The sequence below is a fragment of the Virgibacillus sp. Bac332 genome, assembly GCF_003667785.1.
Taxonomy (GTDB): Bacteria; Bacillota; Bacilli; order Bacillales; family Amphibacillaceae; genus Virgibacillus; species Virgibacillus salarius.
This window is the reverse complement of the sequence record NZ_CP033046.1, coordinates 4181261-4199588: the sequence shown is the minus strand read 5'-3', so window position 1 is coordinate 4199588 and position 18328 is coordinate 4181261. Positions and strand designations below refer to the sequence as shown.

Sequence of the window (18328 nt, the reverse complement as noted above, 5' to 3'; positions counted from 1 at the left end):
TATCTAGGAAATGATAAAATTAGCTCAAGTGGATAAATAGGGGCGTGTTCAGCTCCAGCGCCTAGAAACTAGGGGACTTCACGAATCGAATAACTGTAAGATATGAAAGTAAAAAAGGCCGACGCGCAAGTTTTTTAACGTATGGGCCAAATACCTGTTTTAACATAATCTTATAGAATATAAAAAATGCTAGCAACAGTTATAAATGATATGAGAAGCGAAGCAAACACATAACAAATCGCTAATTTGTATTCTTTGTTTTGGAGTAGCTTCATTGTTTCATTACCAAATGTTGAAAAGGTGGTATATGCTCCGCAGAATCCTACTCCAAATAGTAGCCACCAGAATTCAGAGATAAACTGGGTTATGTAAAAATGCCATAGTACGGCTAATAACATTGATCCTGTTATATTGGCTATCCATGTACCTATTAAACGTCTCGTAGTAAATAATGAAATCTGGTAACGTGCAATACTTCCTATAAATCCTCCTAGGGCAACTAATAGAAAATTCATACATTTCCCCTCTTTCTTCCAGTCAATGAGCTTTTAAACCCTAGGAAACAAAAGAAAAGACCACCAAGAACACTAATTATACAATAAAGAACAGCTAATAGCTGACTTTTATTCCATAGCTCTATGGTTTCCACTGAAAATGTAGAAAACGTCGTAAAGGAGCCTATTAAACCAACGCTTAATGACGCAAACATTGGAGGAGATAGAATTTTTTTCACTTTATCATTATGTAAGATATAGCTTAATATAAAGCATCCCATTAAATTTACACATAAAGTAGCAAAGGGAAACCCCTCTGCTATTATAATTAATGATATTAAGTAGCGAAACAAAGATCCCACTACGCCACCTAATCCAATTGCTAGGGAGTTCTTTACGTTAACGCTAGCTTGCATCCTGGACACCTTCCATAAATTTCAAACTTATGTCCTTCGATTGCATAGTCGGCTAAAGCTTGTTCCACTTCATCCATTGGACAAACTTTGATTTCCTTTGTTTTACCACAATCTTTACAAATAAAATGATGGTGGTGATGATGTGTGCAATTTATACGAAAATGTTTTTCACCATTTAATTCCGTCGTTTCTAGTATACCTATTTCATTATATAAATGGAGATTTCGATAAACTGTATCAAAGCTAATACCGTCATAGCTTGATTCTAAATACTGAATTAGATCTTTTGCTGTACGGTAGCCGTCTGCATCAGCGAAAAAGGATAGTATTTCTTTTCGTTTACCGGTTGTTTTATATCCTTTTTCCTTTAAAAGTTCGATAGCTTCATTAATATCCATTCAGCATCCCTCACTTTTTTATTGTATGTTTGAATCGCTTTATAAATATAGAAAGTAATAAAATAATAATGGAGACCATTACAATGGTTCCACCTGGAGGTATACTTAAATAATATCCAGATATTAATCCTATAATAACAGCTAGTTCACCAAATACAATAGATAAAAGTAACATTTGCTTAAATCCTTTTGCTAAACGCATACTTGCTGCTACTGGTAACGTCATTAGTGCAGAGACGAGTAAAACACCAACAATGCGGATGGATGCTGCAATGACAAGTGCTGTTAAAACAATAAAGAGCAGATGAATAGATTTAGCATGTAGACCTGATATTGTTGCGTGTTCTTCATCAAATGATAGGGTAAACAACTCTTTAAAAAACAAAGCAATTACAATCATTATAAACGCGGATATTCCAGCAATGGTATATAAATCATTTTTACTCACAGCAGAAACAGAACCAAATAAATAATTAAACAACTCGGTGTTAAAGCCGTCAGCAAGAGAAATGAAAATAACACTTAGACCAACACCACCGGAGAGAATAATTGGAATTGCTATTTCTTGATAGGCTTTATAAACACCTCTAAGCTTTTCTATAAAGATTGATCCAAAAACAGAGAAAGCCATCCCACTATACAAAGGACTTAGCATGATAGCAAATTTCTTTTCTAATAAAAGACCAAATGCTATCCCTGCTAGTGTAACATGAGATAATGCATCAGCTATTAAAGAAAGTCGTCTTACTACAATAAAAGTACCTAGTAATGGGGCAATAATGCCTATTAGTAGTCCTGTTAAAAATGTATGTCGTAAAAAATCAAATTCTAAAAAGTCGGCAATCATACTTCTTCCTCCAAAGGTTAATGATCGTGTGTAATGATATTTACATGATGGCCATGTAGACGAGATAAATCTGTATCTGTTAAAGCTTGATATTCTTCTGGATTCCCATGGAAATGCAGGGTTTTATTCAAACATACTATTTCAGTGGCATGCTTAGTCATGGTTCCTGTATCATGTGTAACCATTAACATGGTAATCTTTTTCTGACTATTTAATTGATATAATAATTCGTAAAATCGCTGCACATTTTCTTTATCGACGCCAACAGTTGGTTCATCAAGAATTAATAATTCAGGATCATTTACGAGTGCTCTAGCGATAAAAATACGTTGCTGTTGGCCACCGGACAGGTTGCCAATATTTTCATGTGTGTATGCTCCCATGCCAACCTGTGCAATCGCATCGATTATTTTTGCTTTGTGCTTTCTAGTAAAGAATTTAAAATACCCGACTTTTGCAGTCAAGCCCATAGATACTACTTCAAACACGGTAGCAGGAAAACCTTTATTAAAGGAATTGGCTTTTTGTGAAACAAAGCCAATTTTATTCCAATCTGAAAAGTGTTCTAGTGATTGACCAAAAAGCTCAACGGAACCTGTATCTGGTTTTTGCAGGCCAAGAATGATCTTGATTAACGTTGTTTTCCCCCCACCATTAGGTCCGATTAGGCCCATAAACGAACCACGCGGAATAGCAAAATTGATATGATCGAGTACTTTTTTATTCTCATATGAAAAGTCAATGTCTTTCATTGTAACAATAGTCTCTGCCATATATTTACTCCTTTCCGAAATTCAACGAATGAGGCGCATGCTAAAAACGGCTCATTTCGTTACTGTATCTAGTGTTTGTAAATTTTGTCTCATTAATGACAGATAATCCTCTTTATTCGCTACATCCTCTTCCGTTAACACAGCTAAGTTATGAATGGTTACCGCTTCTGCTCCGATATGTTCTTGTATAATTTTAGATACTCGGTTGGAGGTATTTTGTTCAAAAATTAAATAATCAAGTTGATACTCATTTGCTTGTTCAATAATTTTTGTTAACTCCTTTTGGGATGGCTCACTGCTCGATGACAAACCATTGATGGAAATTTGTTCAAGGCCATAACGATCCTCCCAATACCCATACGCTGCATGAGAAACTAATATATGCTTATTCTCTTTATTAGTTAGTACCTGTTTAAACGCATTGTCCAATTCATGTAGCTGAGATTCGAGGTTTGCAAAGTTCGTTTCATACAATTTTTGTTTATCTGGATTTAATGTAATGAGTTCATCTTTAATTAATTCGGCTAATTGCACCATTCGTAAAGGGTCTAACCAAATGTGAGGATCATGATCACCGTGATCGTGTCCGTCATGTGAGTGATCAGCATGTTTTTCATTATGGCTACTGTGCTCACCATCCACTTCAGTATGAAATAATGATTCCTGTTCTCCTAGTTCAATAAGGGCTACGTCTTCTGCAGAGAGCGCATCGGCTGCACTTTCAGCAAAACCCTCCATACCAGCGCCAAGGTAAATAAATGCGTTACTCTTTGCAATTTCCGTAATATCCTTGGAGGTGGGCTCATACGTGTGGGCATCTATTCCAGCAGGATAAACGGATTGAACATCAGCCGTATCTCCAGCTATTTGTTCAACAGCAAATTGAATGGGGTAGATTGAAGTATAGATGGTCAAATCCCCATTCTTCTTCGTAGATGCTTTATTAGAGGAACATCCAGTAAAGATGATTCCTACTATAATAATAGAAATAAGAACGATGTAAGACTTTTTCACGTTTTTGTTCCTCCCTGTTCAAATGTCTTCCATTATATTACCGTAATCATTACGAAATGTAAATAGGAATGATTACGATTGATTTAGCTGATTAGTAGTCCTTTCGAAATAATTTCGATATGAATGAATTATAGTAGGAAAAAATCATTTAAAAATGCTAAAATAACTTTATAATAAATGAGTAGAAAGAAAAATTAAATTTTTTAAAATATAGGGGGCGTGTAAGTGGAACAGCTAATGCGCAGCTTCTTCTTATTCTTATCAAAAAATAAATCGTTAACGAAATTAGCCAAAAGGTATGGTTTTAAATTTGGAGCTGGAAGATTTGTAGCTGGTGAAACCATTGAGCAGGCATCTCGAAAAATAAAGGGAATGAATGCAGCTGGATTTGTAGTAACGGTGGATCATTTAGGTGAATTTATTGATAATGAACAAGAAGCTAGAGAGTCTGCTAAGGAATGTGTCCACGCCATAACAGTGTTAGCTAAGGAAGAATTAAATGCTGAACTATCACTGAAGCTTACTTCAATTGGATTAGATATATCCAGAGAACTTGTCATGCAGAACATGCGAATGATTTTAGATGTGGCTAAACAGCATCAAGTTAACGTTACTATTGATATGGAGGATTTTGAACGGACTGAACAAACGTTACATATATTTAAAGAGCTTCGAAATGAATATAGTAATATTGGAACTGTACTACAGGCTTATTTATATCGAGTAGAAGCGGATATTGAAGAGTTAAACGCCTTTGATCCATACTTACGACTTGTGAAAGGAGCATATAAGGAGTCACATGAAGTAGCATTTCCAGAGAAAAAAGATGTTGACGAAAATTATAGGAAGATTATTAAATTAAACTTGCTTCAAGGCAATTATACTGCAATAGCAACCCATGACGAAGCTATTATTAACTATGTAAAACAATTAGAGCTAGAGTATCGTATTCCAAAAGAGCGCTTCGAATTCCAAATGCTTTATGGAATTCGGATTGATTTGCAAAAGGAGCTTTTAAACGAAGGATATACGATGCGTGTCTATGTCCCTTATGGAAGGGATTGGTATGGTTATAACATGCGACGACTTGCTGAACGTCCAGCAAATGTTATGTTTGTATTGAAAGGAATCGTAAATAAGAAATAGGATTGATATTGTCTTCATAATATTTACCTAGCATCATTAATTTACTTATATTAAAGCAGTACGGATACAGTTGATAAGTTCCAAACAAGTGAACATAACACTTGCTTTATCGATGCATATAACTGGCAGGAAGTACGTATAGTAGCTAAAGGCTTTCATTTAAGAAACCAAATAAGGAAATGATGAGGAGAGTAGCAACAACCGTGGTACGTGATAAAAAATTTTATAAATGGATTGCGAAAAATCTGTAAATACTTTATAGTTATAGATAAGTGGATAGGAAACTATCTTTTATTTTTCGAAATAAAATGAATGAGTATTCATTCAAAAAGAGATTGGGGGATAAAGTATGAAGCAATCAATCAGGCGTGCAGCTGTTTTAGGGTCTGGTGTTATGGGATCTGGAATTGCTGCTCACTTGGCTAATGTTGGAATTCCTACATTAATGCTTGATATTGCACCAAAACAATTAACGAAAGATGAAGAACAAAAAGGTCTTACCTTGGATGATCGTGTTGTTCGGAATAGAATTGCAGCACAAAGTAAGCAAGCACTTCTAAAGCAGAAGCCATCACCACTTACTACGAGGCAGAGCCTCGACTTAATTGAAATTGGGAATATGGATGATGATATGGAGAGGCTTGCAGAGGTAGACTGGATTATTGAAGTTGTAGTTGAAAATCTGGACGTTAAGAAGAAAGTATTTGCAAATGTAGATAAATATCGAAAACAAGGTACGATTGTTACTTCGAACACTTCGGGTATATCCATTGAAGCAATGGCAAGTGATTGTTCAGTAGATTTTCGAAAGCACTTTTTAGGAACACATTTTTTTAATCCACCACGCTATTTAAAGTTATTAGAAGTAATACCTACGAAGGATACCGATCCAGAAGTATTAGCATTTATGAAAGCGTTTGGAGAGAATGTGTTAGGTAAAGGAGTAGTGGAAGCAAAGGATACGCCTAATTTTATCGCTAACCGTATTGGCACCTATGGGTTGTTAGTAACGGTTCGTGAAATGCTAAGAGGAGGCTATAGTGTAGGAGAAGTGGATTCTGTTACAGGGCCAATGATTGGGCGACCGAAAAGTGCAACATTTCGAACCCTTGATGTCGTGGGGCTGGATACCTTCATTCATGTAGCGAAAAATGTTTATGACCAAGTTGAAGGTAAAGAGAAGGAAATATTTGATATACCTAACTTTGTCATGGAAATGAAGGAAAAAGGCTGGCTAGGTGCTAAGTCTGGTCAAGGATTCTTCTTTAAGAAAAAAGATAAAAGTGGCAGTACAATTTATGAATTAAATCCAGAAACACTAGAATATGAGAATCGCAAAAAACTTAAAACAGCTGCTACTGAAATGGCGAAGCAGGAAAAAGGGTCTCGTCGGAAATTGAAAACGCTTATATCGAATAAAGGAGATCGTGCAGGTGATCTCGTATGGTCCATTCTGAAGCCGGTTTTCATTTATTCTGCAGAGCTTACTGGAGAGATTGCAGATGATATTGTAGCAGTCGATGAGGCTATGAAATGGGGATTCGGATGGGAAATAGGACCATTCGAAACATGGGATGCAATTGGTTTGCGAAAATCAGTGGAGCGAATGCAGGCTGAAGGCGAACGTGTTCCTGAATGGGTATTACAATTATTAGCAGATGGAAATGAATCATTCTATAAAACAGATAATGGCAATGTTTATTATTATGACGAAGGTACGTATAAACAACAGAAGTTTAATAAAAAGGAAATTAATCTAAAGCGATTAAAAGATGTGAATGGCATCATAAAAAAGAATGTCGGAGCTAGTTTTATAGATCTTGGAGATGGAGTAGCGGGATTAGAGTTCCATTCACAAAGTAATGCTATAGGCCTTGATATTATCCAAATGGTTAATTATGCACTGGAAGAGGTTAGTAAGAATTATGAAGGACTAGTTATTGGGAATCAAGGGAAAAATTTCTGTGTTGGAGCTAACTTAGGAATGATGCTGATGGAAGCACAAGACGATAATTTCTTTGAACTGGATATGGTTATTCGTCAATTTCAAAATATGGCAATGGCCATCAAGTATGCTGATAAACCAGTAGTAACTGCTCCGTTTAATATGACACTTGGTGGCGGTGCAGAAGTATCTCTACCAGCTGCATCCATACAAGCATCAGCTGAAACCTATATGGGGCTAGTTGAGTTTGGAGTTGGGTTAATACCAGGTGGCGGAGGAACAAAGGAGCTATATCTGAAGCAACTTCGAAATATGCCTAAAGGGATTCATTTCGACTTAACAAAAGTGGCAAATGACGTATTTGAAAAAGTTGCTATGGCTAAAGTATCAACTTCGGCTGCCGAAGCTCGTGATAATGGCTACTTGGATCAAAGAGACAAAATTAGTGTTAATCCTGATCACCTTTTATATGATGCGAAGGAAAATGTGTTAGCTCTTGCGAAGTCTGGTTACCGAGCACCAATACGTGAAAAGATTCCGGTTGTAGGTGATCCTGGCTATGCAGCAATGCTTTTGGGAGTTAAGTCATTACAGCTCAGTGGGTATGCATCAGAACATGATGTTAAGATTGCAGAAAAGCTAGCATATGTTTTATCTGGTGGAAGGATCAAAGAAGGAACAAAGATTGATGAGCAGGTCATGCTTGATCTAGAAAGAGAAGCATTTTTAAGTTTAATCGGAGAGCCTAAAACACAACAACGGATGCAGCACATGCTAGTAAAAGGGAAACCATTACGTAATTAATGAAAAAGGGGGAAACATTGTGAAGGAAGCAGTCATTGTTGCAGGTGCAAGGACCCCTGTAGGAAAAGCAAAAAAAGGATCGCTTGCCAATTCTAGACCGGATGATTTGGCAGCGATAACAATAAAGGAAACCTTAAAACGAGCAGGGGATTACGATGGAAATATCGATGATGTCATAATTGGCTGTGCAATGCCTGAAGCAGAACAGGGAATGAATATGGCGCGTAATATCGCTGGGCTTGCAGGCCTGAAGCATGACGTACCAGGGATTACAATTAATCGCTACTGTTCCTCGGGATTACAAAGTATAGCGTATGCAGCTGAACGAATTATGGTAGGTGCTAGTGACACGATAATAGCTGGTGGAGCAGAATCAATGAGTCTAATCCCGATGGCTGGCCATGTCATTAAGCCTAATTCAAAGCTTGTTCAGGATGCACCGGGATACTACATGGGAATGGGGCATACAGCCGAAGAAGTAGCAAATCGTTTCAACATCTCCAGAGAAGATCAGGATGCGTTTGCTGTTCGTAGTCATGAGCGTGCAGGGAAAGCGCTAAAAGAAGGAAAGTTTAAGGATGAAATTGTTCCAGTAGAAGTTATTCACCGTTTTATTAACGCCAAGCATAAGCCAGAAGAAAAGCAAATAACGTTTTCGATGGATGAAGGTGTGCGTGAAGGAACTTCAATGGATATTCTAAATAAATTGAAGCCAGCTTTTCATGTGCAGGGAACCGTTACAGCAGGCAATTCATCACAAATGAGTGATGGTGCAGCATCAGTACTTGTAATGGACCGTGAGAAAGCGGAAGCAGAAGGATTAAAACCCATTGTTAAATTTCGATCATTTGCAGTAGCTGGAGTAGAGCCGGAAATTATGGGGGTAGGTCCAGTAAAAGCCATTCCTAAAGCATTAAAAATTGCTGGACTTGAATTATCTGATATTGGTTTATTTGAGTTAAATGAAGCATTTGCTTCACAGTCAGTTCGAGTAATTGAAGCATTGGGTTTAGATATCGATAAAGTGAATGTAAACGGTGGAGCGATTGCTTTAGGGCATCCACTAGGAATGACTGGTACAAAGCTAACGTTAAGTTTAATGCATGAAATGAAGAGACAGCAAATACAATATGGAGTTGTAACGATGTGTATAGGTGGCGGAATGGGAGCCGCTGGAGTATTTGAACTAATTTGAACTACTCGATGACTAGGAAACGATTAATTTAAGATAATCACATCGGTATTTCAGAAAAAATAAAGAAGGGATAGATGAAAATGAGTGAAACGAAGGAGAAGGTGTTTAAAGGTGGCGGTTTTTTAGTAGAAGATTTATCGAGTGATGATGTAATAACACCGGAAGATTTTACAGAAGAACATAAGATGATTGCAAAAACGACAGAAGAATTCGTATCCGGTGAAGTCCTTCCGAAATTAGAGAATTTGGAGAATCATGAGTTTGAACATTCCGTGGATTTATTAAAGAAAGCAGGAGAATTAGGATTACTTGGAGCCGATGTTCCGGAAGAGTATGGCGGGTTAGGATTAGATAAAATTAGTTCGTCACTAATTACAGAGAAATTTTCACGCGCTGGTGGTTTTTCTGTAACACATGGTGCCCATGTCGGCATCGGTTCTTTACCAATTGTTTTCTTTGGAAACGAACAACAAAAACAAACCTATTTACCTAAACTGGCAACTGGAGAATTGTTAGCTGCATATGCATTGACAGAGCCTAGCTCTGGTTCCGATGCGCTCGGTGCAAAAACAACAGCAAAATTAAATGAAGCCGGAACACACTATATACTAAATGGTGAAAAGCAATGGATCACCAATTCAGCCTTTGCAGATGTATTTGTTGTATACGCAAAAATTGATGGTGAGCACTTTTCAGCGTTTATTGTGGAAAGGGACTTTCCAGGTGTATCTACCGGACCGGAAGAAAAGAAAATGGGGATAAAGAGTTCCTCTACGCGTACATTAATCTTGGAAGATGCTGAAGTTCCAGTAGAAAATTTATTAGGAGAAAAGGGACGTGGCCATATTATAGCGTTCAATATTTTAAATGTAGGGCGTTATAAGCTAGCTATTGGCGGAGTTGGTGGTTCAAAGCGGGCGCTGGAATTAGCTGTAAAATATGTGAATGAGCGTAAGCAATTTAATACACCAATCTCCAGCTTCTCTTTAACACAAGAAAAACTAGCTACGATTGCTGCAGAGACGTATGCGAATGAAAGCTCTGTTTACCGAACCGTCGGATTGTTCGAACAGCGTATGGGAGCTTTAACACAAGAACAATTAAATGATGGTAGAGAAGTGGCACGAGCTATTGCAGAGTATCAGATTGAATGTTCCATGAATAAATATACGTGTACGGAATTACTAGATTATGCGGCAGATGAAGCAGTTCAAATGCATGGTGGATATGGATTTATGCAAGAATATGAAGTGGAACGTATCTATCGTGACTCGCGAATAAATCGTATTTTTGAGGGAACTAACGAAATTAATCGTTTACTCGTTCCAGGCACATTATTGAAAAAGGCGATGAAAGGCGAGCTACCACTTCTTCAAAAAGCACAGGCACTCCAAGAAGAGCTGATGATGCTTATGCCGGAAGAGGTAGGTACTGAAACACTTGAGCAAGAAAAGCATCTACTGAAAAATGCGAAGAAAATTGTCTTACTTGGTGCAGGGCTTGCAGCTCAAAAATATATGCAAAAAATAGAAAAAGAACAAGAAATATTAGTGAATTTAGCAGATATGGTAGCTGAGGTTTACAATATGGAAGCTGCTATTCTACGTACTGAAAAGGCAATTAAAAAAGATGGAGAAGCAAAGCATAAACAAAAGCTACTCTATACGCAAGTATTCGTACAAGAAGCATTTAATCGTATAGAAGCTGATGCAAAAGAAACATTAATTGCTGTAGAAGAAGGAGATACACTAAGAATGATATTATCTTCATTACGGAAGCTAACTCGCCATACGCCTACAAATGTAATTGCCAAGAAACGAGAAATAGCAAAGCAAATTATTAAAGAAGAAAAATATGTGTTGTAATATCATGCTGAGACAACAGCCCATTAAATGAACGAAACATCGAGACTAAGACAAAAGAATGAAGAAACAATTAAAAACGAACGATGTGGTACCACCCCCCCTGAAGTTAGAGTGAAAAACTAATTTCAGGGGGGGTTTGTGGCTAAATATAGTGAAGAATATAAAGTGAAGGTTGTGAACTACTAAGACTAGAGAATGCCTACTTAAAAAAGCTAAAAGCTTTTCGGGAGAATCCGAATGCCTTCTACGAAAAGCACAGGCAAAGGTGGCATTCGAACTCAAAGAAGAAGGATTCCGATTAAAAGATATTTTTCCTATTGTGGGTATTCCTGATGCAACCTATCACTATCATGTGAAAACATGTAAGAAGGCACATATACTTCAGAAATCTTCCGGCATTATCTTCTTCAATCGTTGTACAAAACCTGATTCTCGAGCAACATTGCGAAGTTCAGAAATAGATATATATCGAGCACACGCTTTACAAACGAGTCAAAATGATATTGCTTAGCCATACGTAATCCCTCCAAATTATTCCATTTATAATGTCAGAATAACGAATAACTTTTTAGGTTTTAAAATATCCTGCTTAACTTGACGGCTATGTGCTGTGCCCGCGGAAAGAGCGTATAGTTTCACGGTGCGGCGATAATACCTCTATTGATAACATGATTATTCGCATTTTGAGTAAAGAAGTTGTGTTTTGTCCCTGCCTCAGTGTTTCGTTTGGTTTGTATTAATTTGAAATTCCGCCTTCACCCATTTTATTTTGTATAAGTTAAAAAGTTCGATATCATCCCTAATTTAGTTATAACTTTATCGTAGATCCCTCATAAACAATCAGTTCACTTTTGTTTTTGGTTGGTGAAGTACAATATGATGAAAGGGGCGATGTTCTAGTGTCTAATTGCCGAGAGGATGGCGGAGATGCCTGTGGGAATAGCATGAGCGAAAGATCTCGCAGGTAGTAAACATAAGATACGGAAAAAGTTGACTCTGGGACCATGGCAAGCCTTCGACAGGAACCAATTTTTCAATGTTAACCAGAGACATGACTTTCGAATCAGACCATCACTTTTTATAGGTCAACATTTTAGTCGAATTTACATCTGCTATTTTGCTATAATAAATCTATACTAGATTACAAAGGAGTGTCTACATGGCAGTCACCGTTTATTGGTATCCAAATTGTGGTACATGCAAAAAAGCAAAGAAATGGTTGGATGATCATCAGGTTAAATATCAGTTAATTCATATTGTTGAATCTCCACCGAAAAAAGAAGAATTATTAGATCTGTTTGATAAAAGTGAGCTTCCTGCCAAAAAGTTTTTTAATACAAGCGGAAAAAAATATCGAGAACTAAATATCAAGGATAAAATAAAAGATGCATCTGATGAAGAGATGGCAACAATATTGGCCACCGATGGCATGCTAATTAAGCGTCCAATTGTCGCAGATGACTCAAAAGTAACAGTCGGTTTTAAAGAGGAGATGTTTGAAAATACGTGGCTTTAATTTCTCTTTGAACAGAGCATGTTTAGGATAGACTTACGTAAAATAACAGACATAAAGAAACGTCCAAAATAAGACATGTATTTATGGACTTTTGGAAAAAACCGTATGAACAAATAATATGAAAAGTTAAAAAGAAATACTGGATAATTGCGCGTATACCTTGTATAGTAAAAGTGAATTACATATTGGAGGGGATAGTTTGAGCGTACCTAAAGAATTATTATACTCAAAAGAACATGAATGGGTAAAAAAAGAAGATGGAAAAGTTCGTATTGGGATTACTGATTTTGCTCAGGATGAATTAGGAGATATTGTGTTCGTAGAGCTCCCTGAACCTGGTGATGAATTAGAAGTAAATGAACCATTTGGTAGTGTAGAATCAGTGAAAACAGTTTCTGAATTATATGCTCCAATTAGCGGTAAGGTTATTGAAGTGAATGAAGAGCTAGAGGATAGCCCTGAATTCGTAAATGAATCTCCTTACGAGAAAGCTTGGATGGTCGTGATTGAACCATCTGAAGAGACAGAGTTTGATGATTTATTATCTGCTGATGCATATGATGAGATCGTAAATCAAGACTAATTGCATATCAGAAAAATAAATGGCTGATAAACAACCTTTGGTTGGAATCAGCCATGTTTTTACAGCTATACTAATTGCTCAACATTACGAATTGGACGTATCACTAAATAACTACATTTCATCATATAATAAAGGAAACTCACATTTCGAAAAGACAACTACTGATAACATAGTAGAAGTGAGCGATATTAAAACCTTCCGCTTGATTTACTGAGGAGTGCTATGTGATGATAACTGACGAATTAGAAAAAATTATTATCGTAGAAGGCTTAACAGATAAAAAGCAAATTAGAAAGGTTATTACTGACGATGTAACGATTATATGTACGAATGGAACATTAGGTGTTGAACGATTCGATCAAATGTTAGAGGATTACGCATTAGATGATAAAGACGTCTACATTTTAGTAGATGAGGATGAATCAGGCCAAAAACTGCGAAAGCAATTGGCAAGAGAACTACCACATGCAGAACACATCTATGTTAGTAGTGAATATCGAGAAGTGGCAACAACTCCTGAAAATATTTTAGCTCAAGTATTAGTGAGTAAACGAATCGCTGTTAATCCGATTTTCTTAATCTAAACAAGGTGTAAAAGTAATGGGTAGGACTTAGCAAGCACTATGAATTAGTTTAAATAAGGTGATATGTTTGCAACAAATTACAGCCGAACTTTTGAAAAGAGACCACTACCTTCTTTATATATTTACTCCTTTTTGTGGTACGTGCAATTTAGCAAGGTCCATGCTAAAGAAAATTGAGTCTGTACATCAAGAAGACATTTTTTATGAGATGAATGCATCCTTGTATCCAGAATTTATGCAGGATAATCAAATAGAAAGTGTACCGTGTCTTGTTGTTAAGAAGGATAATCGAATTGTAGAAAAAGTGTACGCATTTCATTCCATACCTAATATTTATCGATATTTATTAGATTATAAGCCGGAAATGTTTAAGAATAGTTAGCTGAAAATCGTTGACATTGTTTATACAGCATGCTAATATATCTTTTATCGTAATTAAATAGTTGAAAACTCTTATCTTGAGCGGTGGAGGGACTGGCCCTATGAAACCGCGGCAACCTTCAAGCTATCATGCTTGAAAGGTGCTAATTCCTGCAAAGCCTAGGCTTTGATAGATGAGGGGACGAAAAGGCAAACAAACGTCTTTCTGTTCTCTTACAGAAAGGCGTTTTTAATTGTATTTAAGGACATAATACAAATGTATGTAAATAAAAGGAGGATTACGTGTGATATCGATACAGGGTTTGAGTAAGGTCTTTACTTCAAACAAAAGCAATACAGCAGCTGTAGATAATTTGACCCTTTCGATTGATCAAGGAGACATCTTTGGTGTTATTGGTTATAGCGGAGCGGGTAAAAGTACGTTCGTTCGATTATTAAATCGCCTTGAAGAACCAACCAGTGGTCGAATTACAATGAATGACAAGGAAATTACGACATTAAATAAACGAGAACTTCGATTAGTAAGGCAAGATATTGGGATGGTATTCCAGCATTTTAATTTGCTCTGGTCGCGAACTGTTGCCGATAATATTGCTTTTCCTTTGGAAATAGCTGGGATTCCTAAAGCGGAAAGGGATAATCGTGTAAAAACATTGATTGAGCTAGTTGGGTTAACGGGAAAAGAAACATCCTACCCCGCCCAGCTAAGTGGTGGTCAGAAGCAGCGAGTCGGTATTGCACGTGCCTTGGCAAATAAGCCAAAGGTTTTATTATGTGATGAAGCAACTTCGGCACTTGACCCAGAAACGACGAACGCAATATTAGATTTACTTGTTAATATTAATAAAAATTTAGGGTTAACTATTATTCTTATTACACATGAAATGCAAGTGATTCGAAAAATATGTAATCAAGTTGCTGTTATGGAAAATGGAAAGATTGTAGAACAAGGGAATGTACTCGATGTGTTTCTACATCCAAAGCAAACTGTTACTAAAAAGTTCGTCAAACAAATTATGGGGTCTGACGAGGAAGATAGTGATATATCACATGTTATGAACCGTTATCAAAATGGAAAGCTAATCAGACTTCATTTTGTTGGAGAAACAACGAACGACGCATTAATTAGTCAAATTATAAAAAAATATGGTGTGGACATTAGCATTTTACAAGGGAAAATAACGCAAACACAGGCTGGTGCCTATGGAACCTTATTTATTCAAATGGACGGTAATGAAAAAGATATGAACAAAGCTATTTCGTTTGTTCGTGAAGAAACCTCCGTAGAATTGGAGGTTATCCACGATGCTAACTAATTTATTACCAAATATTAAAGTAGAAGATTTTATAGAAGCAACTTATGAGACTTTTTATATGACGATCATTGCTTTAGTTGGAACGTTTATTATTGGGTTATTGTTAGGATTGCTTCTATTCCTTACTCAAAAAGGTGGAATTTGGCAGAATAAGTTATTAAATCTTGTTATAGCGACGGTAGTAAATGTATTTCGAGCTATTCCCTTTATTATATTGATTTTGTTGCTTTTCCCGTTTACTAACTTTTTAATTGGAACTATCCGTGGTCCAAACGCGGCGTTACCAGCATTAATTATTGGTGCAGCTCCATTTTATGGAAGGCTTGTAGAAATAGCACTGAGAGAGGTTGATAAAGGTGTCGTTGAGGCTGCAAAGGCAATGGGAGCAAAGACCAGTACGATTATTTTTAAAGTATTGTTACCTGAATCAATGCCAGCACTGATCTCGGGTATTACGGTAACAGCTATTGCATTAATTGGTTATACAGCGATGGCAGGTGCAATTGGTGCAGGTGGATTAGGCAGCTACGCCTACTACTCTGGCTTTCAACGTAGGGACTTTGATGTTGTACTTATATGTTCCATCATCATTGTATGCATTGTTTTTCTATTTCAATTTATTGGCGATTATGTATCAAGAAAGTTAGACAAAAGATAAGAACGATATAAAATGAACAAGTTAAGAGGAGCGAATAAAATGAAAAAATTGTGGTTATCCGTGTTAATTATTATAAGTTTAGGATTTGTGTTAGCTGCATGCGGCGGAGATGATGAAGCTTCCTCCGATGCAAATACGATTAAAGTAGGCGCTTCTAGCACACCTCACGCTGAAATTCTTGAAGAGGCTAAGCCATTATTAAAAGAAGAAGGCATTACATTAGAAATAACTGAATATGAGGATTACGTATTACCGAATGATGACTTAGCTAATGGAGAAATAGACGCTAATTATTTTCAACATATTCCGTATTTAGAGCAAACAATAAGTGATACTGGATATAAGTTGGATTATATCGATGGAATTCATATTGAACCCATTGGTGTCTATTCCAAAGGCATTTCGAGTATAGAGGAGATTCCAGAAGGAACAGAAGTAGTCTTAAGTAATTCTGTGTCTGATCGTGGTCGTGTACTAGGTTTATTTGAAAAGAATGGGATAATAAAATTGGCAGATGGAGTAAAGACATCAGAAGCAACGCTTGATGATATTACTGAAAACCCTAAGAATTTAACGTTTTCACCAGATTATGACCCAGCACTTTTACCAGAAATTTATGAAACAGATGAAGAATCATTAGTAGTCATAAACACAAATTATGCTATTGGTGCAGGGTTAATCCCAACTGACGATGCATTATTCATAGAAGATGAGGATTCACCATATGTTAATGTTATCGCAGTAAGAGCAGAGGATAAGGACAATAAAGCATTAAATAAACTTGTAGACGTACTACATTCTGAAAAAATTCAGAAGTTTATTGAAGAAGAATACGAAGGTGCAGTCGTACCTGTTGGCGACAAAAAATAAGCAGACTAACGTTTTAAAAAAATTACTTTTAACAAAGTGAATATCAACAAGACATTGATCCAGCAGTTTGATGTAATAGCTTTTATGAAGAATAGGGAGTATATGTGCGTTATCAGTAGAAACTGTATGAGGATGTTTATTTGGCTTAAATAACCGTTAAATACTGATCAATAAACTGAATAATACGTTTAAATTCGTTTTGTTTTGGGAATCACCTCTGTGTTAACCTTATTATTGTCATAAAATAAGAAAGGATGATTCCCTATCAATAGCGGAATAGAAATGAATTACACTTCTGAAATGGAGAAGGCTATGCAACAGACGCATCATATCGGATTTGCTGAGTATGAAAGAAAGTTAGAAAAGCGATTGGCAATTGAAAAAAAGCGTCAGCAAGAGCATGAGAAGTGTAAGCATTTTGCTGCTGAGTATGACGGACTCATGAAAAAATAATGAAATCGACTGAGAAAGTAAAGCGTTATTTAGAAATATAGATGAGAAAATAAAAGGTACGTATGTACAATAAGCATACGTACCTTTTATTTTTGATGATAATTGGGTATGCATGATATCCTATTAAATAAAGGATTTATTATACAATACTGACTCTGTTTAAAAGAGTTGATAATAAATTCTAAATGCTTTAAGATTGTAATGAGAATAAAGTGAGAATGAATCTTGCATTCATTTCAAAGTAACAATAAAACTAATTGTATTTGGAGGTATCGATATGGCAGGATCAACATTAGAAATTAAGAATCTACATGTCTCAATTGAGGATAAAGAAATATTAAAAGGTGTAGACCTTACAATAAAAGGTGGAGAATTCCACGCAGTAATGGGACCAAATGGTACAGGGAAGTCTACATTAGCTTCTGCAATTATGGGACATCCGAAGTATGAGATTACAGAAGGGTCTGTTCTATTAGATGGTGAAGATGTATTAGAAATGGAAGTTGATGAACGTGCTCGTGCTGGGCTATTCCTCGCTATGCAATATCCAAGTGAGATCAGTGGAGTAACTACTTCTGATTTCCTTCGCTCATCTATAAATGCTCGCCGTGGTGAAGGTAATGAAATCTCATTAATGAATTTCATTAAAGAAATGGATAGTGCGCTTGACTATCTTGACATTGATAAAAACATGGCACAACGATACTTAAACGAAGGATTCTCCGGTGGAGAGAAGAAGCGTAATGAAATCCTTCAATTATTACTATTAAAACCAGAAATCGCAATTCTAGACGAAATTGATTCTGGATTGGACATTGATGCGCTTAAGATTGTATCAAAAGGTATTAACAGGCTACGTGATGAGAACTTCGGTTGCTTAATTATTACGCACTATCAGCGTCTATTGAACTATATTACACCTGACAAAGTACATGTAATGATGCAAGGTCGAGTGGTTAAGTCTGGTGGACCAGAGTTAGCGAAACGCCTTGAGGCTGAAGGTTATGAGTGGATTAAAGAAGAGCTTGGTATCGAAGACGAAACTGTTGAGCAAAAAGCGTAAGTAAGGA

20 protein-coding genes and 1 riboswitch are annotated in these 18328 nt (G+C 36.5%); of the genes, 14 read left to right on the top strand and 6 right to left on the bottom strand.

Annotation, left to right across the window (positions count from 1 at the left end; genetic code table 11):
- Positions 1–170 precede the first annotated feature (170 nt).
- The 6 genes from crcB (D9782_RS20635) to D9782_RS20610 are packed head-to-tail and all read right to left on the bottom strand — an operon-like array spanning position 171 to position 3942.
- Positions 171–515, bottom strand: a complete 345-nt coding sequence (gene crcB / locus D9782_RS20635; RefSeq protein WP_026681611.1) for a fluoride efflux transporter CrcB — start codon at positions 513–515, stop codon at positions 171–173.
- Positions 512–910 carry a fluoride efflux transporter CrcB gene (gene crcB, locus D9782_RS20630; RefSeq protein ID WP_051388332.1) on the bottom strand — a complete coding sequence of 133 codons (399 nt, stop codon included), beginning with the start codon at positions 908–910 and terminating at the stop codon, positions 512–514. Before crcB (D9782_RS20630) ends, crcB (D9782_RS20635) begins: the two co-directional genes overlap by 4 nt.
- Positions 889–1308: a Fur family transcriptional regulator gene (locus D9782_RS20625; protein ID WP_026681609.1), complete on the bottom strand. Its 420-nt coding sequence runs from the start codon at positions 1306–1308 to the stop codon at positions 889–891. The genes crcB (D9782_RS20630) and D9782_RS20625 overlap by 22 nt, the downstream gene beginning before the upstream one ends.
- 10 nt (positions 1309–1318) lie before the next feature.
- On the bottom strand, positions 1319–2155 hold the full coding sequence (locus tag D9782_RS20620) for a metal ABC transporter permease (RefSeq protein WP_026681608.1): 837 nt from the start codon (positions 2153–2155) through the stop codon (positions 1319–1321).
- 17 nt (positions 2156–2172) lie between these two features.
- The gene (locus D9782_RS20615; RefSeq protein ID WP_026681607.1) at positions 2173–2928 is read right to left on the bottom strand and encodes a metal ABC transporter ATP-binding protein; all 756 of its coding nucleotides are present in this window, start codon (positions 2926–2928) and stop codon (positions 2173–2175) included.
- Positions 2929–2979: 51 nt separating this feature from the next.
- Positions 2980–3942, bottom strand: a complete 963-nt coding sequence (locus D9782_RS20610; protein ID WP_026681606.1) for a metal ABC transporter solute-binding protein, Zn/Mn family — start codon at positions 3940–3942, stop codon at positions 2980–2982.
- A gap of 225 nt (positions 3943–4167) precedes the next feature.
- Between D9782_RS20610 and D9782_RS20605 the strand changes: the two genes are divergently transcribed.
- The 14 genes from D9782_RS20605 (at position 4168) to sufC (ending at position 18321) form a co-directional block, all read left to right on the top strand.
- Positions 4168–5088 carry a proline dehydrogenase family protein gene (locus D9782_RS20605; protein ID WP_026681605.1) on the top strand — a complete coding sequence of 307 codons (921 nt, stop codon included), beginning with the start codon at positions 4168–4170 and terminating at the stop codon, positions 5086–5088.
- 349 nt (positions 5089–5437) lie between these two features.
- A complete protein-coding gene (locus D9782_RS20600; RefSeq protein ID WP_026681604.1) occupies positions 5438–7837 on the top strand; it encodes a 3-hydroxyacyl-CoA dehydrogenase/enoyl-CoA hydratase family protein in 2400 nt (799 codons plus the stop codon).
- Positions 7838–7856: 19 nt separating this feature from the next.
- Complete coding sequence (locus D9782_RS20595) at positions 7857–9032, top strand: acetyl-CoA C-acetyltransferase (RefSeq protein WP_121605614.1); 1176 nt, start codon at positions 7857–7859, stop codon at positions 9030–9032.
- 80 nt (positions 9033–9112) lie between these two features.
- Complete coding sequence (locus tag D9782_RS20590) at positions 9113–10897, top strand: acyl-CoA dehydrogenase family protein (RefSeq protein ID WP_121605932.1); 1785 nt, start codon at positions 9113–9115, stop codon at positions 10895–10897.
- A 265-nt stretch (positions 10898–11162) separates the two neighbouring features.
- Positions 11163–11408 (top strand): hypothetical protein, encoded by a 246-nt coding sequence (locus D9782_RS20585; RefSeq protein ID WP_121605613.1) that lies wholly within the window; start codon positions 11163–11165, stop codon positions 11406–11408.
- 648 nt (positions 11409–12056) lie between these two features.
- Complete coding sequence (locus D9782_RS20580; RefSeq protein ID WP_121605612.1) at positions 12057–12413, top strand: arsenate reductase family protein; 357 nt, start codon at positions 12057–12059, stop codon at positions 12411–12413.
- A 199-nt stretch (positions 12414–12612) separates the two neighbouring features.
- Positions 12613–12996, top strand: a complete 384-nt coding sequence (gcvH, locus tag D9782_RS20575) for a glycine cleavage system protein GcvH (protein ID WP_121605611.1) — start codon at positions 12613–12615, stop codon at positions 12994–12996.
- A 227-nt stretch (positions 12997–13223) separates the two neighbouring features.
- On the top strand, positions 13224–13580 hold the full coding sequence (locus D9782_RS20570) for a toprim domain-containing protein (RefSeq protein WP_026681599.1): 357 nt from the start codon (positions 13224–13226) through the stop codon (positions 13578–13580).
- 58 nt (positions 13581–13638) lie between these two features.
- A complete protein-coding gene (locus tag D9782_RS20565; protein WP_308035994.1) occupies positions 13639–13962 on the top strand; it encodes a thioredoxin family protein in 324 nt (107 codons plus the stop codon).
- 68 nt (positions 13963–14030) lie between these two features.
- Positions 14031–14141, top strand: a riboswitch (SAM riboswitch).
- 104 nt (positions 14142–14245) lie between these two features.
- Positions 14246–15277 carry a methionine ABC transporter ATP-binding protein gene (locus tag D9782_RS20560; RefSeq protein WP_121605610.1) on the top strand — a complete coding sequence of 344 codons (1032 nt, stop codon included), beginning with the start codon at positions 14246–14248 and terminating at the stop codon, positions 15275–15277.
- The gene (locus D9782_RS20555; protein WP_026681596.1) at positions 15267–15935 is read left to right on the top strand and encodes a methionine ABC transporter permease; all 669 of its coding nucleotides are present in this window, start codon (positions 15267–15269) and stop codon (positions 15933–15935) included. Before D9782_RS20560 ends, D9782_RS20555 begins: the two co-directional genes overlap by 11 nt.
- A 39-nt stretch (positions 15936–15974) precedes the next feature.
- Positions 15975–16805, top strand: coding sequence for a MetQ/NlpA family ABC transporter substrate-binding protein (locus D9782_RS20550; RefSeq protein ID WP_026681595.1), 831 nt, complete (start codon positions 15975–15977; stop codon positions 16803–16805).
- Between the two features lie 282 nt (positions 16806–17087).
- Positions 17088–17258, top strand: a complete 171-nt coding sequence (locus D9782_RS23215) for a YuzK family famiily protein (protein ID WP_162986475.1) — start codon at positions 17088–17090, stop codon at positions 17256–17258.
- A gap of 277 nt (positions 17259–17535) precedes the next feature.
- On the top strand, positions 17536–18321 hold the full coding sequence (gene sufC, locus D9782_RS20545; RefSeq protein ID WP_026681594.1) for a Fe-S cluster assembly ATPase SufC: 786 nt from the start codon (positions 17536–17538) through the stop codon (positions 18319–18321).
- Positions 18322–18328 lie beyond the last annotated feature (7 nt).